Here is a 23,819-nt window from a genome sequence, read left to right as displayed (position 1 = left end):
CCTCCTCCTCATCCTTCGAGTGTATCGCGCATCCCTTTTGGATCATTAACGATGACGGCGTCGACGCCGATCCGCTGCATCTGCCGGACATCCTCGACCGTCTTCGGAGTATAAACCCGGACCGTGACATCTTGCGCGTGAGCGAACGCGACGTCCGCTTCCGTCACCCGTCGATAATCGGGATGAATACCGGTCGCACCAATTCGGAGGGCTTGTTCTTCCGGATGATAGATCGGATACGGATAGAGAATCGCCGTCTCAACGCTTGGGTCGAGCTTCCGGATCAAGGCAACCGAATAATGGTTGAACGAACTGAATAACAATCGGTCGGTCGCGATGCCGTGCGCTGCACAGCGTTCAAGGACATACGCTTCAAGCCCGTCATAGCGGATCGTATCCGTCTTCAGCTCGATGTTGAGCCGCAGGGTCACTGGTGCAAGGATTGCGAGGACTTCGTCAAGCGTCGGAATCTTCGTCTTGATCGGTTCCCCTTTGAATCGTGCTCCAGCGTCCAGCGCCTGCAGTTCGGCAACCGTCATGTCGATGACGCGCCCCTTCCCGTTCGTCGTCCGGTTGACGGTCTCATCGTGAATGATGACACCGACACCGTCCTTTGAGAAATGGACATCGAATTCGACCCCATCGACGTCGTCTTCAATCGCAGCAGCGATAGCTTCAAGCGTGTTCTCGGGAAAACGGTCACTGACGCCGCGGTGTGCGAACCACAACATCAGAGTGCCTCGACGACACGCGTGTATTTCTTCGTCAAGTAGTTGACGAGTGGTGCAACCGAGATCGATTGACCCGTTGCTGCTTCGATCAGTTCAGCCGGTGTCTTCGATTTCCCGTGACGGTGAATGTTTTCTTTCAGCCAGCCTTTGATCGGGGCAAGTGTACCCGCTGCGATCAGACCATCGACGTTGTCGACGTCACGACGAAGTGCTTCGTTCAGCTGTGCCGCATAGACAAGACCGAGGGCGTAACTTGGGAAGTAACCGAACGAGCCACCTGACCAATGGACGTCTTGTAAGACCCCTTTTGCGTCGCTCGGCACATCGACACCGAGATACTCTTTATAGAGACGGTTCCATTCCTGCGGGAGATCCTTGACTTCGAGTTCTTTCGTCATCAGGCGTTTTTCCAGTTCATAGCGGATGATGATATGAAGGGAATACGTTAATTCATCGGCTTCAATCCGAATCAGTGACGGCTTGACTTCATTGACCGCTGCATAGAAGCGTTCGAACGGAACGTCAGCCAGCGACGGGATTGCTTGTTGTAAGCCATGATAACGAGCTTCGAGGAAGCCTTGGTTACGCCCGATGAAGTTTTCGAAGAACAGTGATTGTGATTCGTGAATCCCCATCGAAGCACCGTCACCGAGACCGAGTGAATCGAGTTCTGGTTCGATTCCTTGCTCATACGTCGCGTGACCAGCTTCATGCATCGTGCCGAAGACGGAGTTCCGGTAGTCATTCTCATCATATTTCGTCGTGATCCGCGCATCCTTGCGGTTGATCGTCGTCTGGAACGGATGGACCGTCTCATCCAAGCGACCGGACGTGAAGTCATAGCCGATATCGCGGAGCCACTCTTGGTTCAAGGCGATCTGTGTCTCGCGATCCGCTGACCAATCAAGCGTCGGGAAGTCTTTTCCTTCGAGCTGACCGAGCAAACCGATGATTGCTTGGCGGAGTTCTGCAAACAATGGATCAAGTGTTGCGACCGTCATCCCTGGCTCATAGTCATGGAGCAGTGCGTCATATGGATGTGCATCATAGCCCCAGTATTCGACGAACTGGCGCTCCATCGCGACGATTTTTTCAAGGAACGGTTCGAACATCGACCAATCGTTCGCGTCCTTCGCCTTTTCCCAGACGCTCTCTGCTTCAGAGATCAACGTGATGAACGTTTGGTACTCGGCTTCTGGAATCTTCGAGTCGCGATCGAATGCTTCTTTTGCTTTCGCAAACGAGATCGCTTCGATGCCCGTCAGCGTCTCTTGCTCCATCGCGGCCAGTAATTGTTGATACGTTTCCCCCGTCCGGCGGCGGAAGCTCTCCGTCGAGAGGAATCCGATTGACGCGGAACGGTTTGCTGCGCCTTGATCCGGCATGTATGTCCGCATATCCCAGTAAAGTAATGCGACGGCTTCTTCGTATGCGCGAAGACCATCGAAATGGTCGCGCCATTGTTGTGTCGTTGACATGATTAAAAACCCCCTTAAAGTATGTAACAGTGTAGCATTTTTAGCATATCACATAATGTTCAAAACTTTCACACACAAGCGATTTTTGAAACTTTTCCTGTCAGATGAGCGTATAATGGGTATAAGAAATGAAGGAGGAAAGGAAGTGACACCATTGAAAACTGACGCTGAGTTAGCGCAATTGATCCAATTGAAAGAAACAGGCTTCGTTTGTACGATCGAGCATCTTCCGAGTGAACTTGACTTAATCGGGACAGGACGAAGTGCGTTCGTCTTTCGTATCCGCGGCACGGATCGCGTCATCAAGAAATTTTACCCGTCGGTTCGATCGCTCGCCGATCTCGAAGGGAGCATCTACGCACAGCTGACTGATTTTCCGACGTATGCGCAAGTCTACGAATACGGTGCCGATTATATCGTGCTTGAATACATTGAAGGTCAAACGTTATTCGAATGTCTCGTCAGCGGGACGTTCATCCCGGAATCCGTCTTAACGACAGTCGATACGGCTTTAGCACAAGCACGATCCGTCGGTTTGAACCCATCAGACATCCATTTACGCAATATCCTTTTGACCTCTACCGGAACACGGATCATCGACGTCGCTCGGTTCCGTCAAACGGAGCCGTGTACACAATGGGATGATTTGAAGAAGGCGTATCATTATGTATATGCAAAACCGTTCTTCCCGAAAAAGTTGAGCGAGACGTTCCTCAATACGATTGCCGACGTCTATAAGGGACGGTTGTTCGAATCGATCCGAAAGACCGGTTAACGAAAAGGCGCGCTGGATCTCTACAAAAGAGAATCAGCGCGCCTTTTTTGTATGTATTCATATAATCATTAAGGGAACGACCTATCTTAGTATTTTTTGCACTTTAAATCTTTAAATCATTAATACGGTCAGTGAAATAAAATCACTTCGAATAAACAAGTCGGAAGACGATCATACTGGCGACGGCTAAGAGACGTTCATTCGTGTCACAGTCAAAGACGAGTCGCGCTCCGTGTCGTGACCCCGTCGCGATACAGTCCCCGTTTTGATAGACACCGATTTTTCGCGTAAGCGTCGAGGACCGAATCTGATACGCCTGATCGGCATACGAGACGAGTAACACTTCTTGCAGTCGTAATTGTTGTCGCAGTGCCGCATCGGTGCGGATTGTTCCGACGTCGCGTCCGTCTTTACGAATCACAAAATGTGTCGTATTGCGTAGCCACTCCGTCCTTGTCTCTTTAATTTGTAATTTTTCCCCGTCTCCTTCGAATGTTACGTCGAGGAAAAATGATTCGAACTTTTCGAAGCGCGCAAGGATTGCCTGCCACCACGTGGCGTAACGACGTGAGATCGTCAGCCATCGTTCATGCGCGAGAAAGACCGTATTCGTCTTTCGGCTCGATCGGTCCGCCAAGCGAACGGATATCCCCTCTTCTACTCCCCGATAGCGTAAATCGCGCCGGATTTCCCACCATTCAATCCCGCCGGTCAAGAAAGCGACACCCATTAAACCGAGTAAGGCATAGAACTCCCGTGGAGCGAGGTCACCTGCTATCACGTAATTTCCTACAAAAGCGATCATACATACAAAAATCAATCCAAGACTTTTCATCATGAATTCTTCACACCTCCACTTTACATTTTTCCATAAAACGACAAAAAAATCCTCCTTTCCCGTAGAAAGGAGGATTCACTTATAAGGTTGCTGCGACTTCTTGTAAGTCATCCGCTGTCTCAGCAATCGTTTCTGCAATCTTACGCATACCTTCGATCGTTCCTGCGACATCCTTCGTATCGGTCGATAGTTCATGAATTTGCCGCGAGACCGCATCCGTCTGTTCCGAAATCCGTGAGAAGGCACGGACGACTTGTTGCATCTCCGTCGTCGTTCGGACAACCGCCGTCTCCGTCGTTCCCATCCGTTCTGAGACGACGAGCATCTTTTGCGTGATTTCTTGGGCGATCCGCGACGTCTCGGCTGCCGACTGTTTACTCTCTTCAGCGAGTTTCCGAATTTCTTGCGCCACGACGGTAAATCCGCGCCCCATCTCCCCGGCACGCGCCGCTTCGATCGAGGCGTTCAAGCTGAGAAGGTTCGTCTGATCAGAAATAGTCGTCACCATCCCAGCGATTCGCTCGATTTCCTGCGACAGACGAGACAGTTCAGCGACTTGTTCGGTCGTCCGTGATAAATCTTCAACGACATGTTCAAAGCGACGTGTCTCCTCTTCGACGAGGACGACACCTGCTTCTGCTTCACTGACCGCTTCCGTCAACTGGATTGAAATTGCGTCTGTCGTCGTCGAGACGTGTTTGGCGTGCCGTTCAATCTCTTGGAAGTTCGCTGACGACTCTTCACTCATCGCAGCAAGTTCTTCCGTTGATTTTTGAACGCCATCTCCGACGTGCCGTTTGGCTGTCGCGATCGCTTGGCGTTCCTCATCGATTTGATCCTCATACATCGTCATGACGATCTGTTGCTCGAGGTTGAAGAGTTTCCCCGCTGCCCGCATGATCCGGACACGTTCTACTTCCGGCCAATCACTGCCGTCAATCTGTTCACTGAGGACGTTCCAGACTTTTTGGAAGGCGGCGATATACCATTTATTATGCAGCCCGATTTGAACATGCCGTTCAGCGATCCGGCGCCGGGCTTCGATGTAGTCCATCGTCACCTGACCATCGAACATTTGTAGGATGTGCCGAGCGAGAGTGCCTTTCAATCGTTCGAGCGTCGAATGCTGTTCAATCAAATGCCGGAGTGACGGAACACGAACCAGCTCCTCGTAGAACGCGTCGACCATGCTCGGCATCCAACGGGATACATCTTCGCGGATGACCCGGACAATTTGTAAATCGACTGCTTCTAGACCGATTAAACGTAATTGTTCATGTAAGGATGTCGGAACATTCAACACGACATGAGCGCGTTCGCCTTCAATGAGCGCATCGAAGGACGGTGATGCTGATTTCGCAAACCATTTCATATGCTTCTCTCCCTCATTAATTTGTGAACTTCATTCCTTATATCGTCTCGAACTTCTAACAATTGAATGAAAAATCACAATAATTATGTATAACCTTGAACGTTTGTTGATTAAAGAGACCACTTTCCTGAGCATCTAGTAGATATATTCTCGCTTTATCGCCAAATCTTATCGATTCGTGAGCTCGTCGGTCCGGAATATTATCATACTTCTCTTTGATGAACACGCTAAGACCTCGTTTGATAAAAGAAGACCCGTCTGCTTAGTAGATTGAACTACTAAGCAAAACGGGTCTTTCTGTTAGCTTGACGGCAAGGTCAACTTGACATCCTGAATCTGATATTGGGCAGAACGCAAGATTTCAAGCGTAAACGCCTCATCTGTGACGATCGTTCCCTCTTCAAAAGCAGCCGTCCGTGATTGAATATACCCACCGATCGTGTCGACCGCCTCTGCTTCAGTGAACCGAAGACCAAATCGTTCTTCGATCTCAACTAATAGAACAGTGCCCGCTAACCGGTATGAGCCGTCCGGTAACTGTTCGATCTCAGCTTGCTCCGCTTCATCGAATTCATCACGGATGTCACCGACGATTTCTTCTAAGATGTCCTCCATCGTGATCAAGCCGGACGTTCCACCATACTCGTCGATGACGAGAGCGATGTGTGATCGTGTCTGCTTCATCTTCAAGAGTGTTTCTTGCAGCGGTGTCAATTCCGAGACGACCGGCAACGGTTTAAGGAACGATGCAAGTTCTCGTTCGTCTTGTACCGCGTGATGGGCGAGCACTTCCTTGACGTTGATATAACCACTAATCCGGTCCTTATCCGTTCCTTCACTGACCGGGTAACGCGTATACGGATTGTCAGACATCGTCTGTAATAGATTTTCCCAACTCATCTCGTCCGAAATGACCATCATGTTCATCCGTGGCACCATGATGTCGCGCGTAACACGCTCATCAAACGCAAAGACGTTTTGCATCAAGGCGAGTTCCGATTGATTGATCTCACCACTTTGAAAACTTTGTGCCATGATGATCTTCAACTCTTCTTCCGAATGGGCTTGTTCGTGACCGGCTGGTTTCACACCGAACGTCCGCAAGAGGACACGGGCCGAACCATTCATGATCCAGATGAACGGATACATGATCTTTCCGAATACATAGAGTGAAGGAGCTAGCAGTAACGTCATCCGTTCCGCATACTGGATCGCAAGCGTCTTCGGTGCGAGCTCTCCGATGACGACGTGGAGAAACGTCACGAAGATGAAAGCGATACTGTATGAGAGAATCGTTGACAGCGCAACGGCGACACCGAGTTCATCAAAGACCGGTGTCAACAATTTCTCGACAGTTGGTTTCCCGAGTGCGCCAAGACCAAGTGCAGTAATCGTAATACCAAGCTGACAGGCCGACAAGTAATAATCGAGATCTCCTGCGACCTTCTTCGCAAGTACTGCTCCCTTTTTTCCTTCTTGCACCATCTGGTCGAGACGTGACATCCGGACTTTGACGACAGCAAATTCCGATCCGACGAAAAACGCGGTCAAACCAATTAATACGACGAGCAACAACAAATTCAGCGTTAAGACGATGTCCAACTTGTATCCCCCTAGAAACGGGGGATCACCTCCTTTTGATTTTAAACTGTACAGTATAACGTGACACTTGATAAAAGTGTACGATGCTTTGTATTCAAACGCAACCAATATCACTTTGTTGAAGTTCAGACGACCATTAATCATGTACCTGTAATACTAGATTTCTCTTATTTAGTTGCCGGTTATATAAGAGCTATGCGCGTAAGAAACTTGAGATGAAGCTTTTACATTCATGAACATCTCGAACTTGAAAGACCAATTTGGGGAGAGGTAGTGCTTATTATGGAAAAAACAAACAGAGGCTTTTCGTCGCATTTCCGAGCGGAAGCGGACGGAGCAGGTCGTAACATCTCATGGAGCTCGATTTTTGCAGGTGTGGTATCATTTCTATCTTTATTGATCTTATTCAGTTTAATCGGTTCAGCAATTGGACTCGGCGTCACGGACGTCACGTCGAATAACCCGTTTGATGGTGTCGGAACAGGCTTGATCATCTGGGCGATCCTTTCATTGCTCATCTCGCTGTTCGTTGCCGGATTCGTCTCCGGTGTGACATCGGCACGTGCCGGTCTCGTCCACGGTTTCTTGACATGGTCGACGAGCGTCATCCTCTTGTTCGCTCTTTTGACGTTCACGACGGTCAATACGTTACAATCGGTCGGCTCACTACTCGGTACGGTCGGTGGTGCGGCAGGTAACGGCATCGGATCCGTTGCTTCGACAGCGCAAGACGCTGCGACGAAAGGATTCGATTCGATTACGAAAAACGTTTCACAAATTGATACGAAAGAACTTGAAGGTAACGTTGACGAAATCTTAAAAGACACAGACATCAAAGAATTGCAACCAGGCTACTTGCAAAACGAACTTGACGCTGTTCAAGAAGACGTCACGGCTGCTGGTAAGGAAGCGATCACGAAACCAGAGAACTTCGATACGATCGTCCAGGATCTCGGTGATTCATTGACAGCACGAGCTGAAAAAATCGAGAAATCAGTCGATGAAGATAAAATCGCTGATGCTGTTGCGAAAAACACCGATTTGACAGGTGCTGAAGCGGAAGAAGCGACGCAAAACATCGTTGATGGTCTCAACACGGCAACAAAAGAAACGACGCAACAAATTGAGACTGCTAAACAAACGCTTGATGAAACATCCGCTGACCTCAAGAAAACGGTCCAAGATGTCCGCGAGCAAACAGAACAAGCGACACAAACGGCGTCAAAAGTTTCAATCTGGGCGTTCGTCGGACTGCTTCTGACTCTTATCTTTACGTCATTCGCAGGAATCGTCGGCTCACGCGTCGCAACACGCGGTCGTGTCATGAATAAATAATGATTCTTCCTTAACTGATTCCGCCTTCGCGGAGTCAGTTTTTTTGTGCGGTAAGACAATCTGATTGACTGCATTTGAAATTTGCTGTTACAGTGTTACCTAACGACCGTTAGGAAGGTGATTCATCTGAAAGCCCAACAATTGTTACAGACGAGCATCCATCATTTTGCTTCGCACGGCTATGAAGGGGCATCGTTGCAAGAGATCGCGACAGAGGTTGGCATAAAAAAGCCATCGATCTATGCGCACTATAAAGGGAAGGACGACCTGTTCCTGCAAGCGACGACGTACGCCTTGCAAGAACAAAAGCGCCGATTTGCGACGTATTTCACGAGTACGCGGCAGCAGCCGCTCGAGCAATCGCTGCACGGCTTCTTCGATTGGTTCATTTCGGAACAGCAAGACGATATCCTGATGCGATTCATCCTTCGGGCTGCCTATTTTCCACCGGAGAAGCTCGAACAAGAGATGACGGACCGTTTCAATCCGTTTTTCGATTCATTGCACGATCTATTGACGCGATTACTACGCGAACGAGACCGAACAGAACAGATTCTCTTTTCGACGGATTACAAAAGTGCCGCTCTCGCCTATTTGACGGTTGCTGAAGGTACGCTGACGGAACTCGTCTACAACGGTGTCGACGCGTTTCACGCTCGACAGCAAGCTGTCTGGCCGATCGTCTGGCGCGGTATGTCAAAAACGATTTAATTTTATTGAGGTGAACTATGCAAAACAATACATTGATTTTAAGTACACTCCTGCTCAACTTATTCATCGCCTTTTTAGGCATTGGACTCGTCATTCCTGTCACACCGACAATCATGAACGAGTTGAACATTTCCGGGGCGACGGTCGGTTACATGGTTTCCGCCTTCGCCTTTGCGCAACTGATTCTTTCACCACTCGCGGGACGTGCCGTCGACAAGTACGGACGTAAACCGATGATCATCATTGGTTTGTTCATCTTCAGTATGTCCGAGCTCTTATTCGGTCTCGGTCAAAGTGTCGAAGTCCTGTTCGCGTCTCGGATCCTCGGTGGTGTCAGTGCGGCTTTCATCATGCCAGCCGTCACGGCATTCATCGCTGACATCACAACGAACGAGACTCGTCCAAAAGCGCTCGGATATATGTCTGCTGCCATCTCGACTGGTTTCATCATCGGACCGGGAATCGGTGGGTTCCTAGCAGATCTCGGAACACGGATGCCGTTCTTCTTTGCTGCAGCCTTCGGACTGACGGCGATGGTGTTATCCGTCTTTACGCTCAAAGAGCCTAAGCGTCATTACGAGGCGACGACCGTCAAACAACAGACGGGTTTCCGGAAAGTCTTCAGTCCGCTTTATTTCATCGCTTTTCTTGTCCTGTTGATCTCATCGTTCGGTCTTGCCTCGTTCGAGTCGTTGTTCGCCTTGTTCGTCGACCGGAAGTTCGGCTTCACGGCGAAGGACATCGCACTTGCGATTTCTCTCGGTGCAATCGTCGGCGTCATCGTCCAAGTCGGTCTGTTCGATCGTTTGACACGCTGGTTCGGTGAGATTCGTTTGATCCGGTACAGCTTGATCGGTTCGACACTGCTCGTCGTCTTGATGACGTTCGTGACGAACTATCTCTCGATCATTCTCGTGACGATGGTCGTCTTCGTCGGGTTCGATCTGATGCGACCCGCTGTCACGACTTATCTCTCGAAGATTGCCGGAAACGAACAGGGATTTGTCGGCGGAATGAACTCGATGTTTACGAGCATCGGGAACATCCTTGGACCGATCGTTGGTGGATTATTGTTCGACGTTAATTTGAACTATCCGTTCTATTTTGCGACAGCGATGCTTGCAGTCGGTATTTTACTGACGTATTTCTGGCGCGCACCACGCGCTGAAGCATCCGAAGCAGATCGATTGTCTTCTTAAAAAACAGCCCCGTTTCCAACAGTGGAAGCGGGGCTGTCTTTATGTCAGTAACAGTTCCTTTAATCGATCGATTGACGGTACGGTATACGTCGCAACGGTCTGACTCGTATGTTCGCTTATCAAACACGTCTTGATACCGACACGATGTCCGGCTAAGACGTCAAGTTCTCGGTCACCGATCATGATCGTCTCGTCTAGCATCATCTGACGTCGATTAATCAAGTACGCGACGGCTTCTGGATCCGGCTTGCGAGCGAATCCATCCGGTGCCGTCAACACGTCTTGGAAATAATGGGTCAACCCGTGTTTTGCAAGCAACGCGTGGATTGATGTTCCGCGATGGGTGACGATATGGTGCGTCGCACCTCTCGTCGATAACGCCTCTAGCAGTTCACGGATTCCGGGAAACGGCTCAGATCGTTCTTGTTCGATGATCATCTTTTGTTGCTTGTAGTTCAGAATGAATGGTTCGGACACACCAAACGCCTCATACGTCGTTTTTGCCGAGATCGCCATCAGCTCTGCTACTTGCTCGCGTTCGACCGTTCGCCCCTCAAGCTCAAGTAATTCCACGAACACATCGACTAACACCGGATATGTATCAAACAAGGTGCCATCAAAATCCCAAATGAAGTGTTTCAACATCTGTCTCTTCCTCTCCCGCTCTCTTGACGCCGACAAAGACGGCTTGCCCGTCCATCTCGACTTTCCATTTGCTGTGATCAAGACCTTCGCCAGAAATACGGATTCCGACCTGCCCGGGTCGTCCCATCTCGTGTCCTTGTTCGACGATGATCGCAGTTTCCGTTTCAAGTGGCTGGATGAATTTTCGGTAATAGACACCCATCACACCACTCGCCGTTCCCGTAACCGGATCTTCAACGCTCTCTGCTCCCGTTGCTGAGAAGTGACGTCCGTGCATCGTCGCTTGTCGGTCATATGTATCGAGACAAATCGGATGAATCGAGGCTTGTGGGAGATCGGTCAATACGGTGGCAAAACGTTGGTTATCCGGCATAATCCGGTGGAAGTCCTCAAGTCGACGAATCGGGAGGAGCAGTGTCCAGTTCCCAGTACTACCGTATACGATTGGCCATCGGACATCGAGATGTGTCAATTCGAGACCGATCGCGGCTAGAGCTTGCTTTGTGTCACCGTCAAACTGATGTAGTCGAGGTTGTCCTTGTTGCAAGCGAAACATTCCGTTCGCTAAACGCATCACAGGCAAGATGCCTGACTTTGTCTCGATCTGACATGTTGGAGATAAATGGATCTTTGAATCGAGTGCCGTTAATGCAGCGATCGTACCATGGCCGCATAAGTCCATTTCCCGTTCCGGTGCAAAGTAGCGCATGCGATAGTCCGCTTGCTCGGATGACAGGACGAACGTCGTCTCGGTAAAGCCGTTCGTCCGCGCGATACGTTGCATTTCCGACTCAGTCAATTGATCGGCGTCTAAGACGACCCCAGCTGGATTACCGCTTCCTGGCGTCGATGTAAACACATCATAATGTAGCGTCTCGATCATTTTTCTCTTCCTCTCTTTTCTAAATAACGTTCAACGGATCTTGACACTCCCACGGCTAAAGCCGCAAGCCCACACTGTTGGTGAGGGTGGGATTCTCAAGTGCTTGGCGGACTCAATCCATTTCTGCTTCGTCCGAGCCTTGAGGTAGGGGTGTGCCATCACCCCTCCTGAGACAGACCGTATAGGTTCTCAGGCTGATGGACTGTTACCATCCATCATAGGTGCGTATCGAATGTTCATCGCACCGACGGCGTCCCGATGTCCTTTAAACCCACAGGCACACGTGTAGACCCTATCCCTCACCTTGTTCCTGACGGAACAGGATGGGCAGGTCTGACTCGTGTAGGCGGGGTTCACATACTCAACCTTGATGCCCGACAAGGCGGCTTTGTATTCGATGAAGGACGCGAGACGATAGAACGACCATGAGTGGAGGTTCTGGTTGTTTTTACGGCTTGTTCTTGCCGTCTGTCGGATGTTCGCCAAGAGTTCGAGGCGAATGACAGAGATTTTCTTCTGTCTTGCAAAATCGACGATGGCTCGGCTGACCTTGTGGTCCTTGTCCCGCATCCACCGCTGTTCCTTCTGATTGCGTCGTTTGATAGCCTTCGGCTTCTTCTTTTTGCCGAGTGCCTTCCGTTCCGCACGGAACTTGCGTTTCATATACTTGTTCTTACGACCGTTCCCGAAGAAACGGGTCGTGTCGTCATCGGTAACGGCGACCGCCGGCACTTTCAGTCCGAGGTCAACCCCCATCACCCGCACCCCCGTCCGAGGGACGGTCGGGACGTGGACGGAAATCTGAGCGATCCACTTCCTTCCCTTCTTCGTGACCCTGAGCGTCCCGAGTTTGTTGGCAAGGAGTCGGGTATTCCGATTGTCCTTGTCAACCATGGCAGCACGGAATCGCATCTTCACGGACTTCCCGTCCATCCAAACGGGGAAGGAGATGCTCTCGAAGTCGAAGGAATAGTTCTGATTGTTCCAGACGCAGACCGGCTTTTTGAGGACAGGGATGCGTTTGAAATCCTCTTTCCTCGCCTTCTTGTAGATGCCGACGGCATCTCCTGCGAGTTGGTTCTTCACGGCGCTCGGAAGGGGGGTGTCGATGTCCTTGCTCGACCACCTCTTCCCGTCCTCGGAGGCGACCATGTTCGCCACGACTCGGTTGGCGGTCTGGATATAGGTCTTGCCCATCCTTTTTAGGATGGCATCCTGACGACGCGTGGCATAGATTCGAACTTCTACCGTGACGACTTGACTCATCTTTGACACCTCCTTCATCATAATAATCAACTCCATTATAGATTTACTATAAATGCATTTCATCAGGAAGAACAGTCGGGGACGGGGTGTCTGAAGACACCCCGTTCCCGAACTCGCTATCATCCCACCCCTAAAGGAGTGGGCTTTCTCGCTCGTACATTCTGTAAGGCGCCTTCTAAGTGTCCACCATGACTCGGATCGGTCTCTGTTCCAATCAGTGAAATCGCTGCATGCTCCACTCCGAGATTGATGGCATGATACGCCGGGAAATCCACGAGCGGTGCTGCATCAGCTCGTGTTGCTGTCCAACTATCCGTCGACCAGTCTTTATACAACCAGCCAATCGACTGACGTGCTTGTTCACCGAACAGACGAACCAGCTGCGCGAGTACCGTTTCCTTGATTTCCGCCTCGGTCAATAATCGTCGTTCACGTGCCGGTGTCCGGAAAAAACCGAACAACGCTCCCGGTCCATCTTGTGGGGAAGCGTCATGAATCTCTTGCACCATCCCAGTCCAGCTGATTGCCTGACCGGACCAGCCTGAATCACGCCAAAACGGTCTCTCGTAAAGAATAAGGCATTTCGCTTGCTGCGCCATCCAAGTCGGTAATGCTTCAAGTTCACCCAGAACTGCTTCAGGTAAAGATGGCACAAATGATAGTGTTGCCGCTAGACGCGGTGGTAGTGCGAGAACGATCTCATCGAACGGTTGACTTTTCCTTCCTGAACTGACGACAATCCGATTCATGACATCAATCTGGCTGATCGAAGACTTGAGTCGAATCGTTCCCGGTCTGAGTCGTGCAGCAAGTGCCGTAGCAACGGAGCGGATTCCGTCACGAAGGCGAAGCGCCGTCGGTTGATTCGCAACCGAATGCGACTCGATGCCGTCAGCCCGTTCAAGTCGAAGCGCACCCGTCGTATATTGTTCCAGTGTCGGTAAATCGAATCGATGGATCAAATCAACCATCAGTGGTTCGCTGTCCGGCCAAAACCAAGTCGGTCCAAGATCAAACGCATATGTTCGACTATCAACTTCGAAATCGACCGTCTCGATTCTCCCGCCGATTCGGTCACGTGCTTCATAGATTGTCACGTCGTGTCCCAGTTCCTGCAAACGCGTCGCAAGATACAAACCACTGATTCCTGCTCCAATGATGGCCACGTTCATTTCACTTCATCCTCTCTATTTGAGATGCTTGTTTTAGTATACCGGAACACGCGAAAAAACAAGGACGAGACGTCCTTGCCTTAGGATGATTGCATTTGCTGCCAGTCGTCTTCTTCATAAATCGATTGAACCCATTCGATCGAAACATACAAGGATCGGGCAATCGCTTCGTCCGTCTTCCCCAGTTTTCGCAACAGATGGACGATCCGAATCCTTCGTTCGAGCTCCCGGTCATCCGGTATCAGTTCAGGCATCATCTTCTCTTCTCCTCTCCACTGAATCGGCGATGGCGTTTTCAACAGAATACCCGATAATTATCTGAATATTCCGATTGATGTGCAGAAGCGAGGATTTTTGATAAAGTTCAGGGATAGATAACAGAAAGGAATCCCTCGCTTTTTGTAGAAACATATTGAATAGGCGCAACAGTAGGATTTCTTGCGTCAACCAAACAGAATAGGAGCATGCATATGATTAAACGTAAAGCACTATTTCGCCTGTCGATCGGCTTGCTGCTGATGGGTGTCTTTGGCGGTATCCTTTTAGATGCCATCGGCTTCTTTCCGCACGCGACAGCTTACTTATTGAGCATCCCGATTGCTTCGAATAGCACGGAATTTTGGCTAGGATGGATTTTATCCGGTATGACGATCACTGGGCTGATCACGCTTTTCTTATCCTTACGTTATCATCAGGGATGGACGACGTTCGCCTGTCTCATGGCTGTCATTTTGACACCTTACGCATTTTAATGTTCACGTGGGCTTCAGATGACTGATCCTAAAAAATGACGCGTCTTTTCACGCCCTTTCCTCAGGCGAGACACAAGCCAGAGCGACCCTGCAGCGAAGCGGTGCGATGCTTGTCCTAGGAAAACGATTCGAGATGAACAAAAAAGCGCAATCCTTTTCGTTTTTAAAAAAAATTACGCTTTGTTTTCAGTCTGAGGAGTTGACTTTTGAGTCAGCTCCATTTTTTACATACATGACGTAAAGTCTACTTTACAAAATGTAAACCTGACTTTACAATGTAAACAACTGGAAAGGAGGTCGTCAGATGAAACTGACGAACCATGTCCGCCTCTATCGTCAACAGCACAAGTGGACACAAGAGCAGTTCGCTGAACGAATCGGTGTGACACGACAAACCGTCATCTCACTTGAAAAAGGAAGCTATACGCCGTCGCTCTTACTCGCGATGCAGATTGCCCGCGTCTTTGATTGCCCGATCGAGCAACTATTTCAATTAGAGGAGGAATCCTGATGAAACGTGTCGTCACTCAATCTTTACTTAATTGTTGTCTCTACTTTTTAGCTGCTTATCTCATTAGTGCCATTCATGCTAATCTGCAGTTATTTCAAGATGATCCTGTATCCGGTACGGGATTGTCGCTGAAATTAGATGTAATGGTTATCCTTCCAGTGCTAGTGATTGCGATAGTCCTTTCGATCGTCAGCTATTTCTTACGAGAAGACCGTACACGTTCGTTCGCGACAGCAGAATTTTCCGACTCCGATGAACGTGAGGCACTGATCACCGGTAAAGCAACTCGTGCCGCGTATGTTGCTTTTATGATCAGCCTTCCCGTCCTAATGATTGCCTTTTTGTTCGAGCAACCGTTACTTCAACTGTATCCAGCGTTTCCGATCTATGCGATTGCTATTATCTTATCGATCGGAACACTTACGTACATGTCAGCTTGGATCGTGCACGTCCGGCGTTAAAATCATTTGTTGAACACATCATGGAGGGTGATTCATAAATTATTCTCTGCAAAGATAAGGGTGACAGAATAATCATCTATCATCCTTATCTCGTAAAAAAATGACTCGTCACACGCAACTCCGATAGGAAAAAGTGCAAAAAGGCGAATCATTCTTTTTTTGAGTCACCCTTTCGTATTGTTCTGACCCTAATTGAATTTTCATTTCTTCTCTCCTTAAATTTACAAATGATACCATTCCTGCCATAATGATAGCATATTCCATCTAGAACGGAGGATTACATATGCAGACGATGCACCACTCGTTCGATACGCAACGGTACCAGATTCGACCGGCTCGACTCAGTGACGCTGAAGCCCTCGCTGAATTACGCCAAACGCTCGATGCGGAAACGGAATACTTCGACCGGATGCCTGGTGAGGACGTGATGACCGCGACGGATTTCGCAAATCAGTTACGCGATTCCTCGGTTCCGGATCGTATCCTCGTCGTCGAGCGCGATGGACGACTCATCGCCTACGCCCGATGTCGTGGTTTTCATTTAAAACGTTTCGCACACAAGGCATCATTTGGACTCGGTGTACTTCAATCCGACTGGGGGCAAGGAATCGGTACCCAACTGCTGGAACGAATGATTGCTTGGGCAAAAGCGCAATCCCTGCAAAAAATTCAGCTCGAAGTCGTCGAGACGAACGTCGGCGCCATTCGCCTCTATCAGCGACATGGATTTCAAGAAGAAGGACGACTGCGTCATGACCGGTTACTATCGGACGGTTGCTTTTACGATACGGTGTTGATGGGCTTACAGCTATGAGTCTTTCATTGTCGATTGCGACATATAACATCTGGCATCACCCGCACAAACGACAAGAACGGTTCGAGGCGTTATGCGCGGAGATCAAGCAACACCAACCGGATATTCTCCTCCTGCAAGAAGTCATGTCGACGTTTCATCCGGATGAACCATTCGTCTCGATCGCTGAGCACCTCGCAGAGGCGACCGGTTATCCGTATATGATGATGGATCCTTACATGGATTCACCGGACGAAGGACTTGCCATTCTGACGAAATTGCCGTTTGAACGAACGGATTCGAGTGCCGCTGCGACAGCAAACATCAACCACCACTGTGCGATTCGGATCCCGTTTTCGATTGACGGTATTCGTTTTGCCATGACGAACATTCATTTCAACTGGCGTGCTTCAGACATTCGACTCGATCAACTTCGATTCGTCAACGAATGGATTGCCTCACAGACGGATGACACGACGATCGAGTTCTTGGGCGGTGACTTTAATGATGGTCCAAACTCTCCTCTGCATCAAGCTGCGCTTAAGGAGTGGGTCGATCTCGCTGGCAGTTTTGCCGCTCGTACAGGACAGATTGCCGCCGCGACGCTTGATTCCGTGAAGAATCCGTACGCAAGGAAGAATGACGGCATCACAAGGCCCGTTCGATATGATTGGTTACTCTGTCAGCGTTCGCCTCTACCTGTGACCTTACAGCACGTCCAGCTGATCGGAAACCATCGCTTGCCCCATCACCTTGTACCGAGCGATCATTACGGTGTCCTTGCTCATGTGACACTGAACTAAGAAAACAGGTCTACACCTGTTACGGGTGCAGACCTCTTGTTTATTTCTTATATTCTTTTTCGGTTCCGTCTGAGAATTCGATTTCAACCTCTAAGCGCGAAGCATCTTGAATCGCAAACACACGCTCAACCTCACCGATGACTTCATTGTCAGATGTATCCACATCAATCTTTAAGTTCTTGAACTTCGCGTCGAGTTCCGCCATCGCGTCGTCTCCTTGCTTTTGCTCCCCTTTATAGCGATATTCCGCTTCCGTTCCGTCATTATCTCGGTCATAACTAATATCAAGGGCATCGTTATCCCCTTCAACGTCCGCTTCAATCGACAGACTGTTGAAGCCATAATCCGTGTCGGCATTTTTCGTTACCGTATCCTTGTCTTGCATCGTGTCGTCGGTCGTGTTCGAATTCGTTGATCCTTCTTCAACCTTGTCCGTCGACGCTTCGTCGTTTCCGCAACCCGCAAGCATTAAACTCATCGCGAACAATGTGGCGACACCGTATCCTGTTAAACGTTGCTTTTTCATTCCATCACATTCCCTTCTGCTGGAATCGGATGTTCATGTAACAACTTCGCAAAATGGTATAGGTTGGCAGCTAAAAACTGTGCGTGTCGCTTCGTAAAGTCGTTGTTCCGTCCTGCTTCGATGTACGATGGTCCTGGTCCCGCTTCACCGACCCAGTAAGCATCGACGTTCGGCGGAATCGTAAAGCCGATATGCGACAGACCGTACAAGATGGAAGCAGACGCATGTTTAGCTCCATCCTCATTCCCCGTGACGATGACGCCACCGACCTTGTTGTAGTAGATGGCTTGTCCAAGATCGTTCGTCAGACCGCTCCCTCCGTACAATCGTTCAATGACTTGCGTCGCAATACTACTTTTTCCCCCAGCCAGAGCGGTGTTCCGATCACGACGATGTCGGCTCGTTTCACTTTTTCGAAAATCACGGGCCATTCATCCCCGTTGCCTTCGTCTTCCGTGACGCCGAACGCGACTTGGTGATCAACGATGCGGACAATTTCTGAAGTGACGTCCTCCTGTTTCCAATATGCGATCACGTCACGGATCAGCGCCTCCGTATTCGATGGTTCATGTGATGCTTTTAAGGTGCAGTTCAAGAATAAGGCATGCAACATCCTTCCATCCTCCTCTGTCATTTTAGGTAGTATCATTCGTCTTTAATACTTCCCTTCTTCCATTGACGGATAAACTAAAAAACCTTCGCTTCAGCGAAGGCAGATCATGGTAGAAGAATTGAATTGAAAAATCAAACGAGGAAACATCGTTTTATTATTGGAGGTCATTTCGTCGCTCCAATAACAATGTGTCTCGCCAGACACCATGATGCTGTGCGATGGCACGTCGTCGACCGACTAGTTCGAACCCAAGTCGCTCATGCAGCCGTCTGCTTGCGATGTTTTCTGGGAACATGTGTGATTGAAGCGTCCATATCCCGTTGGCGTCCGCATAGGTGATCAATGCCTCCATTAAGAATCGTCCACCGCCGAGTCCTCGAGCGGAACGCTCTAGATATATACTGACTTCTCGTACGCCACGATAGACATAACGTTCAGAAACACGTTCCAGTTTAGCCCAACCAATCACTTTTCCACCTTGCTCTAGAACGAATCGTTCAGATTGTGTCACCGTTGTCCACCACTCTTGCTCATGAATCATCGTTTCAAACGTCGCGTTTCCTTCTTCTACTCCTTGACGATAGATGGCTAACACAGTGCTACGATCTTTCTCTTCCATCGAACGAACAAGCATCGAATTTCCCCTTTCCTTATTAACGACTGAATATGAGAAAATCATATATTTATTATTTGCAATTTGCAAGTTTATATCGTATAACTGATTCATAAGCAAAATAACGAAGGGAGAGCTATACATGAATGAAACGCGTGAATTATTTCAAACGTTCACTCGGCGCTTTGGATTATTGAATAAGAATTGTTGTGCCGTTCTAGATGAAGAGATATCTCTCGTTCAAAGCCATTTGCTGTATCAGGTTGCCAAACATCCTGACTCCGCAATGCAAGAAATTGCGGACCAACTCGCTCTTGATATCACTACGTTCAGCAGACAAGTACAAACATTGATTAAGCGGGACCTACTCGTAAAGCGTCCCGCGATCAACGATCGGCGAATTCACCTACTTCGCCTGTCCGAGAAAGGATTACGTGTTGCTCAAGCCATTGACGAAGAGATGAACACGTATCTTGATTCCATCTTCTCATCAATGACTTCCTTCGAAAAAGCACATGTCCTCCAGGCAATCGACTTGCTGAACACGAAGATGGGCGAGAGTGACGTCTGCTGTAAACCATGTCTCTAATACTTGCAACTTACAAATAAAGAGGAGGTTTTATTCATGTCATACGCTTCTTCCCACCCCATCGTCATCATCGGTGCCGGTCCGATCGGTCTTGCGGCTGCAGCTCAACTTGTAGTGGAAGGTCAATCGTTTTTATTATTTGAGAAAGGTCCTTCGATTGCCCACCATATCAAACAATGGGAACACGTCCGGATGTTTTCAACGTGGCAATACAATATTAGTGACGCAGCACGTCACTTGCTCGAGCTGACGGACTGGATTGCACCAGCAAACGATACTGTGCCGACCGGAACTGAATTGATCAAACAATACCTTGCTCCACTTGCTGCATTACCGGAAATTGCTCCCTCTCTACATTTCCAACATGAGATTCTCTCGATCTCACGGGCAGGTCTAGACAAGATGACAAATGCCTCACGTGAAGTAACGCCGTTCGAATTAGTCATAGATACGCCGAATGGTCGTAAACATATTCTCGCTCGCGCGGTCATCGATGCGTCTGGAGTCCTCGGGCGACCAAACCCTGCAATCAGTTCCGGACATCGAGTCGAAATTGAGCAGAACTTACCTGTCCGGTATTCGATCGTAGATGCGAAACGTGATACTGTTGTTTTCGCTAATCAATCCGTCGCTGTCATCGGTAGCGGGCACTCGGCTTTGAACTCGCTCCTTGAACTCGTTTCCATTAAAGCACAACATCCTGAAACGGAGATTCATTGGATCCTTCGCAAATCGGACCCAGTTCAAGCTTACGGAGGAGAAGACAAGGATGCACTGGAAGGTCGCGGAGCACTCGGTTCGCGTATCCGTCAGCTCGTTGAACGAGATCAGATTAGGGTTCACTCCAGCTTCAAGACCCAATCCATTGAATCGAAAGGAAAGTCGTTTGACATCACTGCTCAAGATGGTCGGTCCCTTCATCACATCGATCAGTTGATCGTCAACGCAGGAAGTCGACCCGACTTTTCGTTCCTCGAGGAAGTACGGCTTGACATCGACCCTGTCACCGAGAGTAGTCGAATACTTGCTCCTCTGATTGATCCGAACCTTCATAGTTGCGGAACTGTCCGTCCACATGGAGAAGCGGAGTTACGTCATCCAGATCTCGGACTTTATCTGGTCGGTGCAAAAAGTTACGGTCGTGCTCCGACCTTCCTGCTTGCGACCGGTTATGAACAAGTTCGATCAGTCGTTGCTTTTCTTGTCGGAGACGAGGCACGTGCCAAGCAGGTCAAGTTATCATTACCGGAGACGGGTGTGTGCAACGTTTCCCTGCCACAATCATCGACTTCCTGTTGTTCTTAAAAATATAAATCGGACCAGTCTTAGACAGGTCCGATTTTTTCTGCCAACTCAATGATCACGTCTTCTGGTCCTCTTACGTAACATAGGCGATACTCATTTTCGTAATTCGCGACGTCGCCAATCGACTGATATCCATTGTCCGCTAAACGTTCGACGAGCGCGGCGAGTGCCGTTACTTCAAAACAGAGATGACGCAATCCACCTGCGTGGACGGATTGGATCACGGAAGGCGTGTCACGCGGGTGTTTAAATCGAACGAGTTCAAGCCAGATTGCTTCACCTGGTAATCCGAGTGCAGCACACTCCGTCTCCGCTCCCTCTAAATTTAATAAACGATCGAGTAACTCTCCTTTCATCTCCCATCGTCCGCGTACTTCGAGGCCACAAAGCGAAAAAAAGTGAATCGCTTCTTCTAGGTTCACGACGTTCAGACTGATATGATCCATTCGTTTACTCGGCATCCGTCACTCCTCCTCAAGTGTGTCGAAATGTTGTCAAACCGTTGATAGACCACACATCAAGAGCGTTTCGACATGGTGTCTGAAGACTGTATCGTCAGTAAAATAAAAGTATGAAAGGTCGTGTCCACTTACGAAAAGGAGTCGAAACAACATGGAAGACGTCAATCTCCTCGTCCTTGCGACCCAGTACATGTTCTGGGTCGGATTCGTCGGAATGGCCGCCGGTACGCTCTATTTTCTCGTCGAACGAAATTCCCTTGCCCCGGAATACCGCTCGACCGCAACAGTCGCTGCTCTCGTCACGTTCGTCGCTGCGATTCATTACTATTTCATGAAGCAAGCTGTCGGGGAATCGGGTTTGTTGTCAGAGATCGATGGCTTTCCGACCGAAATCCGCTACATCGACTGGCTTGTGACGACGCCTCTCTTACTGATCAAGTTTCCGCTGTTGCTCGGTTTAAAAGGTGGGAAAGGACGTTCCCTTCTAACGAAACTCGTCATCGCGGACATCATCATGATCATCGGTGGGTATATCGGCGAGTCGTCCATCAATTTAGCGGGTGGCTTCACACAACTCGGTCTTTGGGCATACGTCGTTGGTTGTATCGCATGGTTTTATATCATTTATCTGCTGTTCACGAACGTCACGAAAGCTGCTGAAGATAAGCCTGCCCCGATTCGTGAAGCCTTGTTGCAGATGCGCTTGTTCATCTTGATCGGATGGGCGATCTATCCGGTCGGTTACGCGGTCACCTTGTTTGCACCCGGCATCGAGGTACAACTCGTCCGCGAATTGATCTATAACTTCGCTGACTTGATCAACAAGGTCGGATTTGGTCTGATTGCCTTCTTCGCCGTCAAGACGATGTCTGCTACGAAAAATTTGAAATTGACTTAATCAAAAGGGGCTGACTCAAAAGTCAGTCTCTACAAAGATAAGGGTGGCAGAATAATGATCTGCCTCCCTTATTTAGTAACAAAAAGAATGACGCGTCACACACTACTCCTACAGGAACAAGCGCATTTATGCGCTATCAGAGACGAACAAGACCCGCTTTCCTGCTTCAATGAAGCAGGAAAACTGGCTTGTGTCTCGCCTGAGGAAAGGGCGTGAAAAGACGCGTCATTCTTTTTTTGAGTCAGCCTCTTCATTTGAATTCATGCTGTAAATCCTGTGGAAATCCTCCGTTTTTAAAGGTGAAACTTGAAAGCCTAATCCGGTTCCCATCCATATCTAGAAAATAAGTTACGTCAGGTTCATTTGCAAATTCGACTTCGATTGAAGCCGGATTCGCCGAAGACTCATACGAAAATTTTTGTGTTTTTGTAGTGTAGACTTCTTCCGGGAATCGACGTGCTAGTTCTATCTTAAGCAATTTCTCATCCTCAGCAATCTGTTGATTGACGAGCGTCGGTCGGATGTACCAAAAGGAACTGCACCCGATTGCCACCAAACCAAGCAAAATCAAGCCATACCGCTTCCATCGTTTCGGGAGAAAAATCACGCCACAGCCGATTACGAGTAGTGTAAAAACGATCGTCATTCCTTCTAGTAAAAAACTAGGTACCATCTCATTCACTTCTTTCCTTCTATGATTAGATAAAAAACCATGGTATCATCAACTCCTATGACAAAAAATAGGAGGTATTGCATGCGAAAGATCATCCTGATCGGTTCTGGTGGATCCGGTAAATCGACGCTTGCCCGCGCAATGGACAAAAAACTCGGTTATCCCGTCGATCACCTCGACAGTTTATTATGGCGTCCGAACTGGGAGGCGGTTTCGCGTGAGGAGCAACGCCAAATTCAACATACGCTCACGTCGCGCGACACGTGGATTATCGACGGCAACTACGGTGGAACGCTTGACTTACGAATCAATGCCGCGGATACGATCATTTTCCTTGATTTACCGCGGACACTCTGTCTTTACCGGGCATTGAAACGGACGTGGCGCTACCGCAAGACCGGTCGACCGGATATGGCGGTAGACTGCACGGAGAAATTATCGTTTGATTTTCTGAAGTGGATTTGGCGTTTCCCGATTGATAAACGACCGAGTATCCTTTCAACACTTGAAGCAACGTCCGATAAACAGATCATTCATTTGACGTCCCGCCGCGCCGTCAAACAGTTTCTTCAATCACTTTCATAATATCCATCCATTGCCTCTTACTTAACCTGTACATACGACGAAACACGCTTACTTCCCTGCCTATTTTCCAGTAATTCCCACAAATAAAAAAACGACCATGACGGTTAGACTGACCTAGCAATATGAGACACATATAAAAAACCTTGATTAGGCTGCCTGTACACCGTATTTTTTCGGTGTCAGGTAGCCTAATTTTTCTTGGATTCGTTCTTCGTTATAGTAATTTAAG

The 23,819-nt window shown here is 48.9% G+C and carries 27 protein-coding genes and 1 pseudogene; 13 read left to right on the top strand and 15 right to left on the bottom strand.

Going from position 1 to position 23,819, the window contains the following annotated elements:
* Positions 1-8 precede the first annotated feature (8 nt).
* Positions 9-731, bottom strand: coding sequence for a glycerophosphodiester phosphodiesterase (locus tag KNQ15_RS07475; protein WP_064300967.1), 723 nt, complete (start codon positions 729-731; stop codon positions 9-11).
* On the bottom strand, positions 731-2,209 hold the full coding sequence (locus KNQ15_RS07470) for a carboxypeptidase M32 (RefSeq protein WP_214728601.1): 1,479 nt from the start codon (positions 2,207-2,209) through the stop codon (positions 731-733). The genes KNQ15_RS07475 and KNQ15_RS07470 overlap by 1 nt, the downstream gene beginning before the upstream one ends.
* Before the next feature lie 145 nt (positions 2,210-2,354).
* Here KNQ15_RS07470 and KNQ15_RS07465 point away from each other — a divergent pair, with 145 nt between their 5' ends.
* A complete protein-coding gene (locus KNQ15_RS07465) occupies positions 2,355-2,984 on the top strand; it encodes a serine/threonine protein kinase (RefSeq protein ID WP_353048893.1) in 630 nt (209 codons plus the stop codon).
* Positions 2,985-3,126: 142 nt separating this feature from the next.
* On the opposite strand, the gene KNQ15_RS07460 is transcribed toward KNQ15_RS07465, so the two are convergent.
* From KNQ15_RS07460 to KNQ15_RS07450, 3 genes are all read right to left on the bottom strand, one after another.
* On the bottom strand, positions 3,127-3,822 hold the full coding sequence (locus KNQ15_RS07460) for a hypothetical protein (protein WP_214728599.1): 696 nt from the start codon (positions 3,820-3,822) through the stop codon (positions 3,127-3,129).
* Positions 3,823-3,901: 79 nt separating this feature from the next.
* Positions 3,902-5,194, bottom strand: a complete 1,293-nt coding sequence (locus KNQ15_RS07455) for a globin-coupled sensor protein (protein ID WP_214728597.1) — start codon at positions 5,192-5,194, stop codon at positions 3,902-3,904.
* A 300-nt stretch (positions 5,195-5,494) separates the two neighbouring features.
* A complete protein-coding gene (locus tag KNQ15_RS07450; protein ID WP_214728595.1) occupies positions 5,495-6,796 on the bottom strand; it encodes a hemolysin family protein in 1,302 nt (433 codons plus the stop codon).
* 282 nt (positions 6,797-7,078) lie between these two features.
* Between KNQ15_RS07450 and KNQ15_RS07445 the strand changes: the two genes are divergently transcribed.
* The 3 genes from KNQ15_RS07445 to KNQ15_RS07435 all read left to right on the top strand — a co-directional run bounded on the left by KNQ15_RS07445 (position 7,079) and on the right by KNQ15_RS07435 (position 10,041).
* A complete protein-coding gene (locus KNQ15_RS07445; protein ID WP_251137628.1) occupies positions 7,079-8,131 on the top strand; it encodes a YrzE family protein in 1,053 nt (350 codons plus the stop codon).
* A 117-nt stretch (positions 8,132-8,248) separates the two neighbouring features.
* A complete protein-coding gene (locus KNQ15_RS07440) occupies positions 8,249-8,842 on the top strand; it encodes a TetR/AcrR family transcriptional regulator (protein WP_235609888.1) in 594 nt (197 codons plus the stop codon).
* Positions 8,843-8,859: 17 nt separating this feature from the next.
* Positions 8,860-10,041: an MFS transporter gene (locus KNQ15_RS07435; RefSeq protein ID WP_214728593.1), complete on the top strand. Its 1,182-nt coding sequence runs from the start codon at positions 8,860-8,862 to the stop codon at positions 10,039-10,041.
* 39 nt (positions 10,042-10,080) lie between these two features.
* Here the strand turns inward: KNQ15_RS07435 and KNQ15_RS07430 are convergent, their stop codons facing one another.
* The 5 genes from KNQ15_RS07430 to KNQ15_RS07410 form a co-directional block, all read right to left on the bottom strand.
* On the bottom strand, positions 10,081-10,686 hold the full coding sequence (locus KNQ15_RS07430; protein ID WP_214728591.1) for an HAD-IA family hydrolase: 606 nt from the start codon (positions 10,684-10,686) through the stop codon (positions 10,081-10,083).
* On the bottom strand, positions 10,658-11,569 hold the full coding sequence (locus tag KNQ15_RS07425) for a PhzF family phenazine biosynthesis protein (RefSeq protein ID WP_214728589.1): 912 nt from the start codon (positions 11,567-11,569) through the stop codon (positions 10,658-10,660). Before KNQ15_RS07425 ends, KNQ15_RS07430 begins: the two co-directional genes overlap by 29 nt.
* A 189-nt stretch (positions 11,570-11,758) precedes the next feature.
* Positions 11,759-12,835, bottom strand: coding sequence for an RNA-guided endonuclease InsQ/TnpB family protein (locus KNQ15_RS07420; protein WP_214728587.1), 1,077 nt, complete (start codon positions 12,833-12,835; stop codon positions 11,759-11,761).
* A gap of 119 nt (positions 12,836-12,954) precedes the next feature.
* Entirely contained in the window at positions 12,955-14,007 is a 1,053-nt protein-coding gene (locus KNQ15_RS07415; protein ID WP_214728585.1) for a flavin monoamine oxidase family protein, read from the bottom strand.
* An 80-nt stretch (positions 14,008-14,087) separates the two neighbouring features.
* Positions 14,088-14,264, bottom strand: a complete 177-nt coding sequence (locus KNQ15_RS07410; RefSeq protein ID WP_169738094.1) for a hypothetical protein — start codon at positions 14,262-14,264, stop codon at positions 14,088-14,090.
* 213 nt (positions 14,265-14,477) lie between these two features.
* Here KNQ15_RS07410 and KNQ15_RS07405 point away from each other — a divergent pair, with 213 nt between their 5' ends.
* The 5 genes from KNQ15_RS07405 (at position 14,478) to KNQ15_RS07385 (ending at position 17,327) form a co-directional block, all read left to right on the top strand.
* Entirely contained in the window at positions 14,478-14,759 is a 282-nt protein-coding gene (locus KNQ15_RS07405; RefSeq protein ID WP_051656262.1) for a hypothetical protein, read from the top strand.
* A 304-nt stretch (positions 14,760-15,063) separates the two neighbouring features.
* Positions 15,064-15,270 carry a helix-turn-helix transcriptional regulator gene (locus KNQ15_RS07400; RefSeq protein WP_214728583.1) on the top strand — a complete coding sequence of 69 codons (207 nt, stop codon included), beginning with the start codon at positions 15,064-15,066 and terminating at the stop codon, positions 15,268-15,270.
* Complete coding sequence (locus KNQ15_RS07395; RefSeq protein WP_214728581.1) at positions 15,270-15,731, top strand: hypothetical protein; 462 nt, start codon at positions 15,270-15,272, stop codon at positions 15,729-15,731. Before KNQ15_RS07400 ends, KNQ15_RS07395 begins: the two co-directional genes overlap by 1 nt.
* 283 nt (positions 15,732-16,014) lie before the next feature.
* Positions 16,015-16,545 carry a GNAT family N-acetyltransferase gene (locus KNQ15_RS07390; protein WP_214728579.1) on the top strand — a complete coding sequence of 177 codons (531 nt, stop codon included), beginning with the start codon at positions 16,015-16,017 and terminating at the stop codon, positions 16,543-16,545.
* Positions 16,542-17,327, top strand: coding sequence for an endonuclease/exonuclease/phosphatase family protein (locus KNQ15_RS07385; RefSeq protein ID WP_214728577.1), 786 nt, complete (start codon positions 16,542-16,544; stop codon positions 17,325-17,327). Before KNQ15_RS07390 ends, KNQ15_RS07385 begins: the two co-directional genes overlap by 4 nt.
* A gap of 40 nt (positions 17,328-17,367) precedes the next feature.
* Here KNQ15_RS07385 and KNQ15_RS07380 read toward each other — a convergent pair whose 3' ends face one another.
* The 3 genes and pseudogenes from KNQ15_RS07380 to KNQ15_RS07370 form a co-directional block, all read right to left on the bottom strand.
* Positions 17,368-17,853 carry a YusW family protein gene (locus KNQ15_RS07380; RefSeq protein ID WP_251137627.1) on the bottom strand — a complete coding sequence of 162 codons (486 nt, stop codon included), beginning with the start codon at positions 17,851-17,853 and terminating at the stop codon, positions 17,368-17,370.
* Positions 17,850-18,466, bottom strand: a pseudogene (locus tag KNQ15_RS07375) (flavodoxin family protein). The gene KNQ15_RS07380 and the pseudogene KNQ15_RS07375 overlap by 4 nt, the downstream one beginning before the upstream one ends.
* Before the next feature lie 154 nt (positions 18,467-18,620).
* Positions 18,621-19,100, bottom strand: a complete 480-nt coding sequence (locus KNQ15_RS07370) for a GNAT family N-acetyltransferase (RefSeq protein WP_214728575.1) — start codon at positions 19,098-19,100, stop codon at positions 18,621-18,623.
* 121 nt (positions 19,101-19,221) lie between these two features.
* Between KNQ15_RS07370 and KNQ15_RS07365 the strand changes: the two genes are divergently transcribed.
* Positions 19,222-19,668, top strand: coding sequence for a MarR family winged helix-turn-helix transcriptional regulator (locus KNQ15_RS07365; RefSeq protein WP_023468262.1), 447 nt, complete (start codon positions 19,222-19,224; stop codon positions 19,666-19,668).
* 36 nt (positions 19,669-19,704) lie between these two features.
* On the top strand, positions 19,705-20,973 hold the full coding sequence (locus KNQ15_RS07360; protein ID WP_214728573.1) for an NAD(P)-binding domain-containing protein: 1,269 nt from the start codon (positions 19,705-19,707) through the stop codon (positions 20,971-20,973).
* A 20-nt stretch (positions 20,974-20,993) separates the two neighbouring features.
* Here the strand turns inward: KNQ15_RS07360 and KNQ15_RS07355 are convergent, their stop codons facing one another.
* Complete coding sequence (locus KNQ15_RS07355) at positions 20,994-21,434, bottom strand: VOC family protein (protein ID WP_029341657.1); 441 nt, start codon at positions 21,432-21,434, stop codon at positions 20,994-20,996.
* Between the two features lie 151 nt (positions 21,435-21,585).
* Between KNQ15_RS07355 and KNQ15_RS07350 the strand changes: the two genes are divergently transcribed.
* On the top strand, positions 21,586-22,332 hold the full coding sequence (locus KNQ15_RS07350) for a bacteriorhodopsin (RefSeq protein ID WP_029341656.1): 747 nt from the start codon (positions 21,586-21,588) through the stop codon (positions 22,330-22,332).
* 250 nt (positions 22,333-22,582) lie between these two features.
* Here KNQ15_RS07350 and KNQ15_RS07345 read toward each other — a convergent pair whose 3' ends face one another.
* Positions 22,583-23,014 carry a hypothetical protein gene (locus KNQ15_RS07345; RefSeq protein ID WP_214728571.1) on the bottom strand — a complete coding sequence of 144 codons (432 nt, stop codon included), beginning with the start codon at positions 23,012-23,014 and terminating at the stop codon, positions 22,583-22,585.
* 72 nt (positions 23,015-23,086) lie between these two features.
* On the opposite strand from KNQ15_RS07345, the gene KNQ15_RS07340 reads away from it, so the two are divergent.
* Positions 23,087-23,590: a DNA topology modulation protein gene (locus tag KNQ15_RS07340; RefSeq protein WP_214728569.1), complete on the top strand. Its 504-nt coding sequence runs from the start codon at positions 23,087-23,089 to the stop codon at positions 23,588-23,590.
* The last annotated feature ends 229 nt before the right edge of the window (positions 23,591-23,819 follow it).

It is taken from the genome of Exiguobacterium sp. s168 (assembly GCF_018619035.1).
Taxonomy (GTDB): domain Bacteria; phylum Bacillota; class Bacilli; order Exiguobacteriales; family Exiguobacteriaceae; genus Exiguobacterium_A; species Exiguobacterium_A acetylicum.
The sequence above is the reverse complement of the archived record's forward strand: the minus strand, read 5'-3'. Positions and strand labels throughout refer to the sequence as shown.

Excerpts from the sequence above, each read along its gene's own strand:
- KNQ15_RS07475 (WP_064300967.1), bottom strand. The coding sequence starts at position 731 with ATGTTGTGGTTCGCACACCGCGGCGTCAGTGACCGTTTTCCCGAGAAC.
- KNQ15_RS07470 (WP_214728601.1), bottom strand. The coding sequence starts at position 2,209 with ATGTCAACGACACAACAATGGCGCGACCATTTCGATGGTCTTCGCGCA.
- KNQ15_RS07460 (WP_214728599.1), bottom strand. The coding sequence starts at position 3,822 with ATGATGAAAAGTCTTGGATTGATTTTTGTATGTATGATCGCTTTTGTA.
- KNQ15_RS07455 (WP_214728597.1), bottom strand. The coding sequence starts at position 5,194 with ATGAAATGGTTTGCGAAATCAGCATCACCGTCCTTCGATGCGCTCATT.
- KNQ15_RS07445 (WP_251137628.1), top strand. The coding sequence starts at position 7,079 with ATGGAAAAAACAAACAGAGGCTTTTCGTCGCATTTCCGAGCGGAAGCG.
- KNQ15_RS07435 (WP_214728593.1), top strand. The coding sequence starts at position 8,860 with ATGCAAAACAATACATTGATTTTAAGTACACTCCTGCTCAACTTATTC.
- KNQ15_RS07430 (WP_214728591.1), bottom strand. The coding sequence starts at position 10,686 with ATGTTGAAACACTTCATTTGGGATTTTGATGGCACCTTGTTTGATACA.
- KNQ15_RS07425 (WP_214728589.1), bottom strand. The coding sequence starts at position 11,569 with ATGATCGAGACGCTACATTATGATGTGTTTACATCGACGCCAGGAAGC.
- KNQ15_RS07420 (WP_214728587.1), bottom strand. The coding sequence starts at position 12,835 with ATGAGTCAAGTCGTCACGGTAGAAGTTCGAATCTATGCCACGCGTCGT.
- KNQ15_RS07415 (WP_214728585.1), bottom strand. The coding sequence starts at position 14,007 with ATGAACGTGGCCATCATTGGAGCAGGAATCAGTGGTTTGTATCTTGCG.
- KNQ15_RS07410 (WP_169738094.1), bottom strand. The coding sequence starts at position 14,264 with ATGATGCCTGAACTGATACCGGATGACCGGGAGCTCGAACGAAGGATT.
- KNQ15_RS07405 (WP_051656262.1), top strand. The coding sequence starts at position 14,478 with ATGATTAAACGTAAAGCACTATTTCGCCTGTCGATCGGCTTGCTGCTG.
- KNQ15_RS07400 (WP_214728583.1), top strand. The coding sequence starts at position 15,064 with ATGAAACTGACGAACCATGTCCGCCTCTATCGTCAACAGCACAAGTGG.
- KNQ15_RS07395 (WP_214728581.1), top strand. The coding sequence starts at position 15,270 with ATGAAACGTGTCGTCACTCAATCTTTACTTAATTGTTGTCTCTACTTT.
- KNQ15_RS07390 (WP_214728579.1), top strand. The coding sequence starts at position 16,015 with ATGCAGACGATGCACCACTCGTTCGATACGCAACGGTACCAGATTCGA.
- KNQ15_RS07385 (WP_214728577.1), top strand. The coding sequence starts at position 16,542 with ATGAGTCTTTCATTGTCGATTGCGACATATAACATCTGGCATCACCCG.
- KNQ15_RS07380 (WP_251137627.1), bottom strand. The coding sequence starts at position 17,853 with ATGAAAAAGCAACGTTTAACAGGATACGGTGTCGCCACATTGTTCGCG.
- KNQ15_RS07370 (WP_214728575.1), bottom strand. The coding sequence starts at position 19,100 with ATGCTTGTTCGTTCGATGGAAGAGAAAGATCGTAGCACTGTGTTAGCC.
- KNQ15_RS07365 (WP_023468262.1), top strand. The coding sequence starts at position 19,222 with ATGAATGAAACGCGTGAATTATTTCAAACGTTCACTCGGCGCTTTGGA.
- KNQ15_RS07360 (WP_214728573.1), top strand. The coding sequence starts at position 19,705 with ATGTCATACGCTTCTTCCCACCCCATCGTCATCATCGGTGCCGGTCCG.
- KNQ15_RS07355 (WP_029341657.1), bottom strand. The coding sequence starts at position 21,434 with ATGCCGAGTAAACGAATGGATCATATCAGTCTGAACGTCGTGAACCTA.
- KNQ15_RS07350 (WP_029341656.1), top strand. The coding sequence starts at position 21,586 with ATGGAAGACGTCAATCTCCTCGTCCTTGCGACCCAGTACATGTTCTGG.
- KNQ15_RS07340 (WP_214728569.1), top strand. The coding sequence starts at position 23,087 with ATGCGAAAGATCATCCTGATCGGTTCTGGTGGATCCGGTAAATCGACG.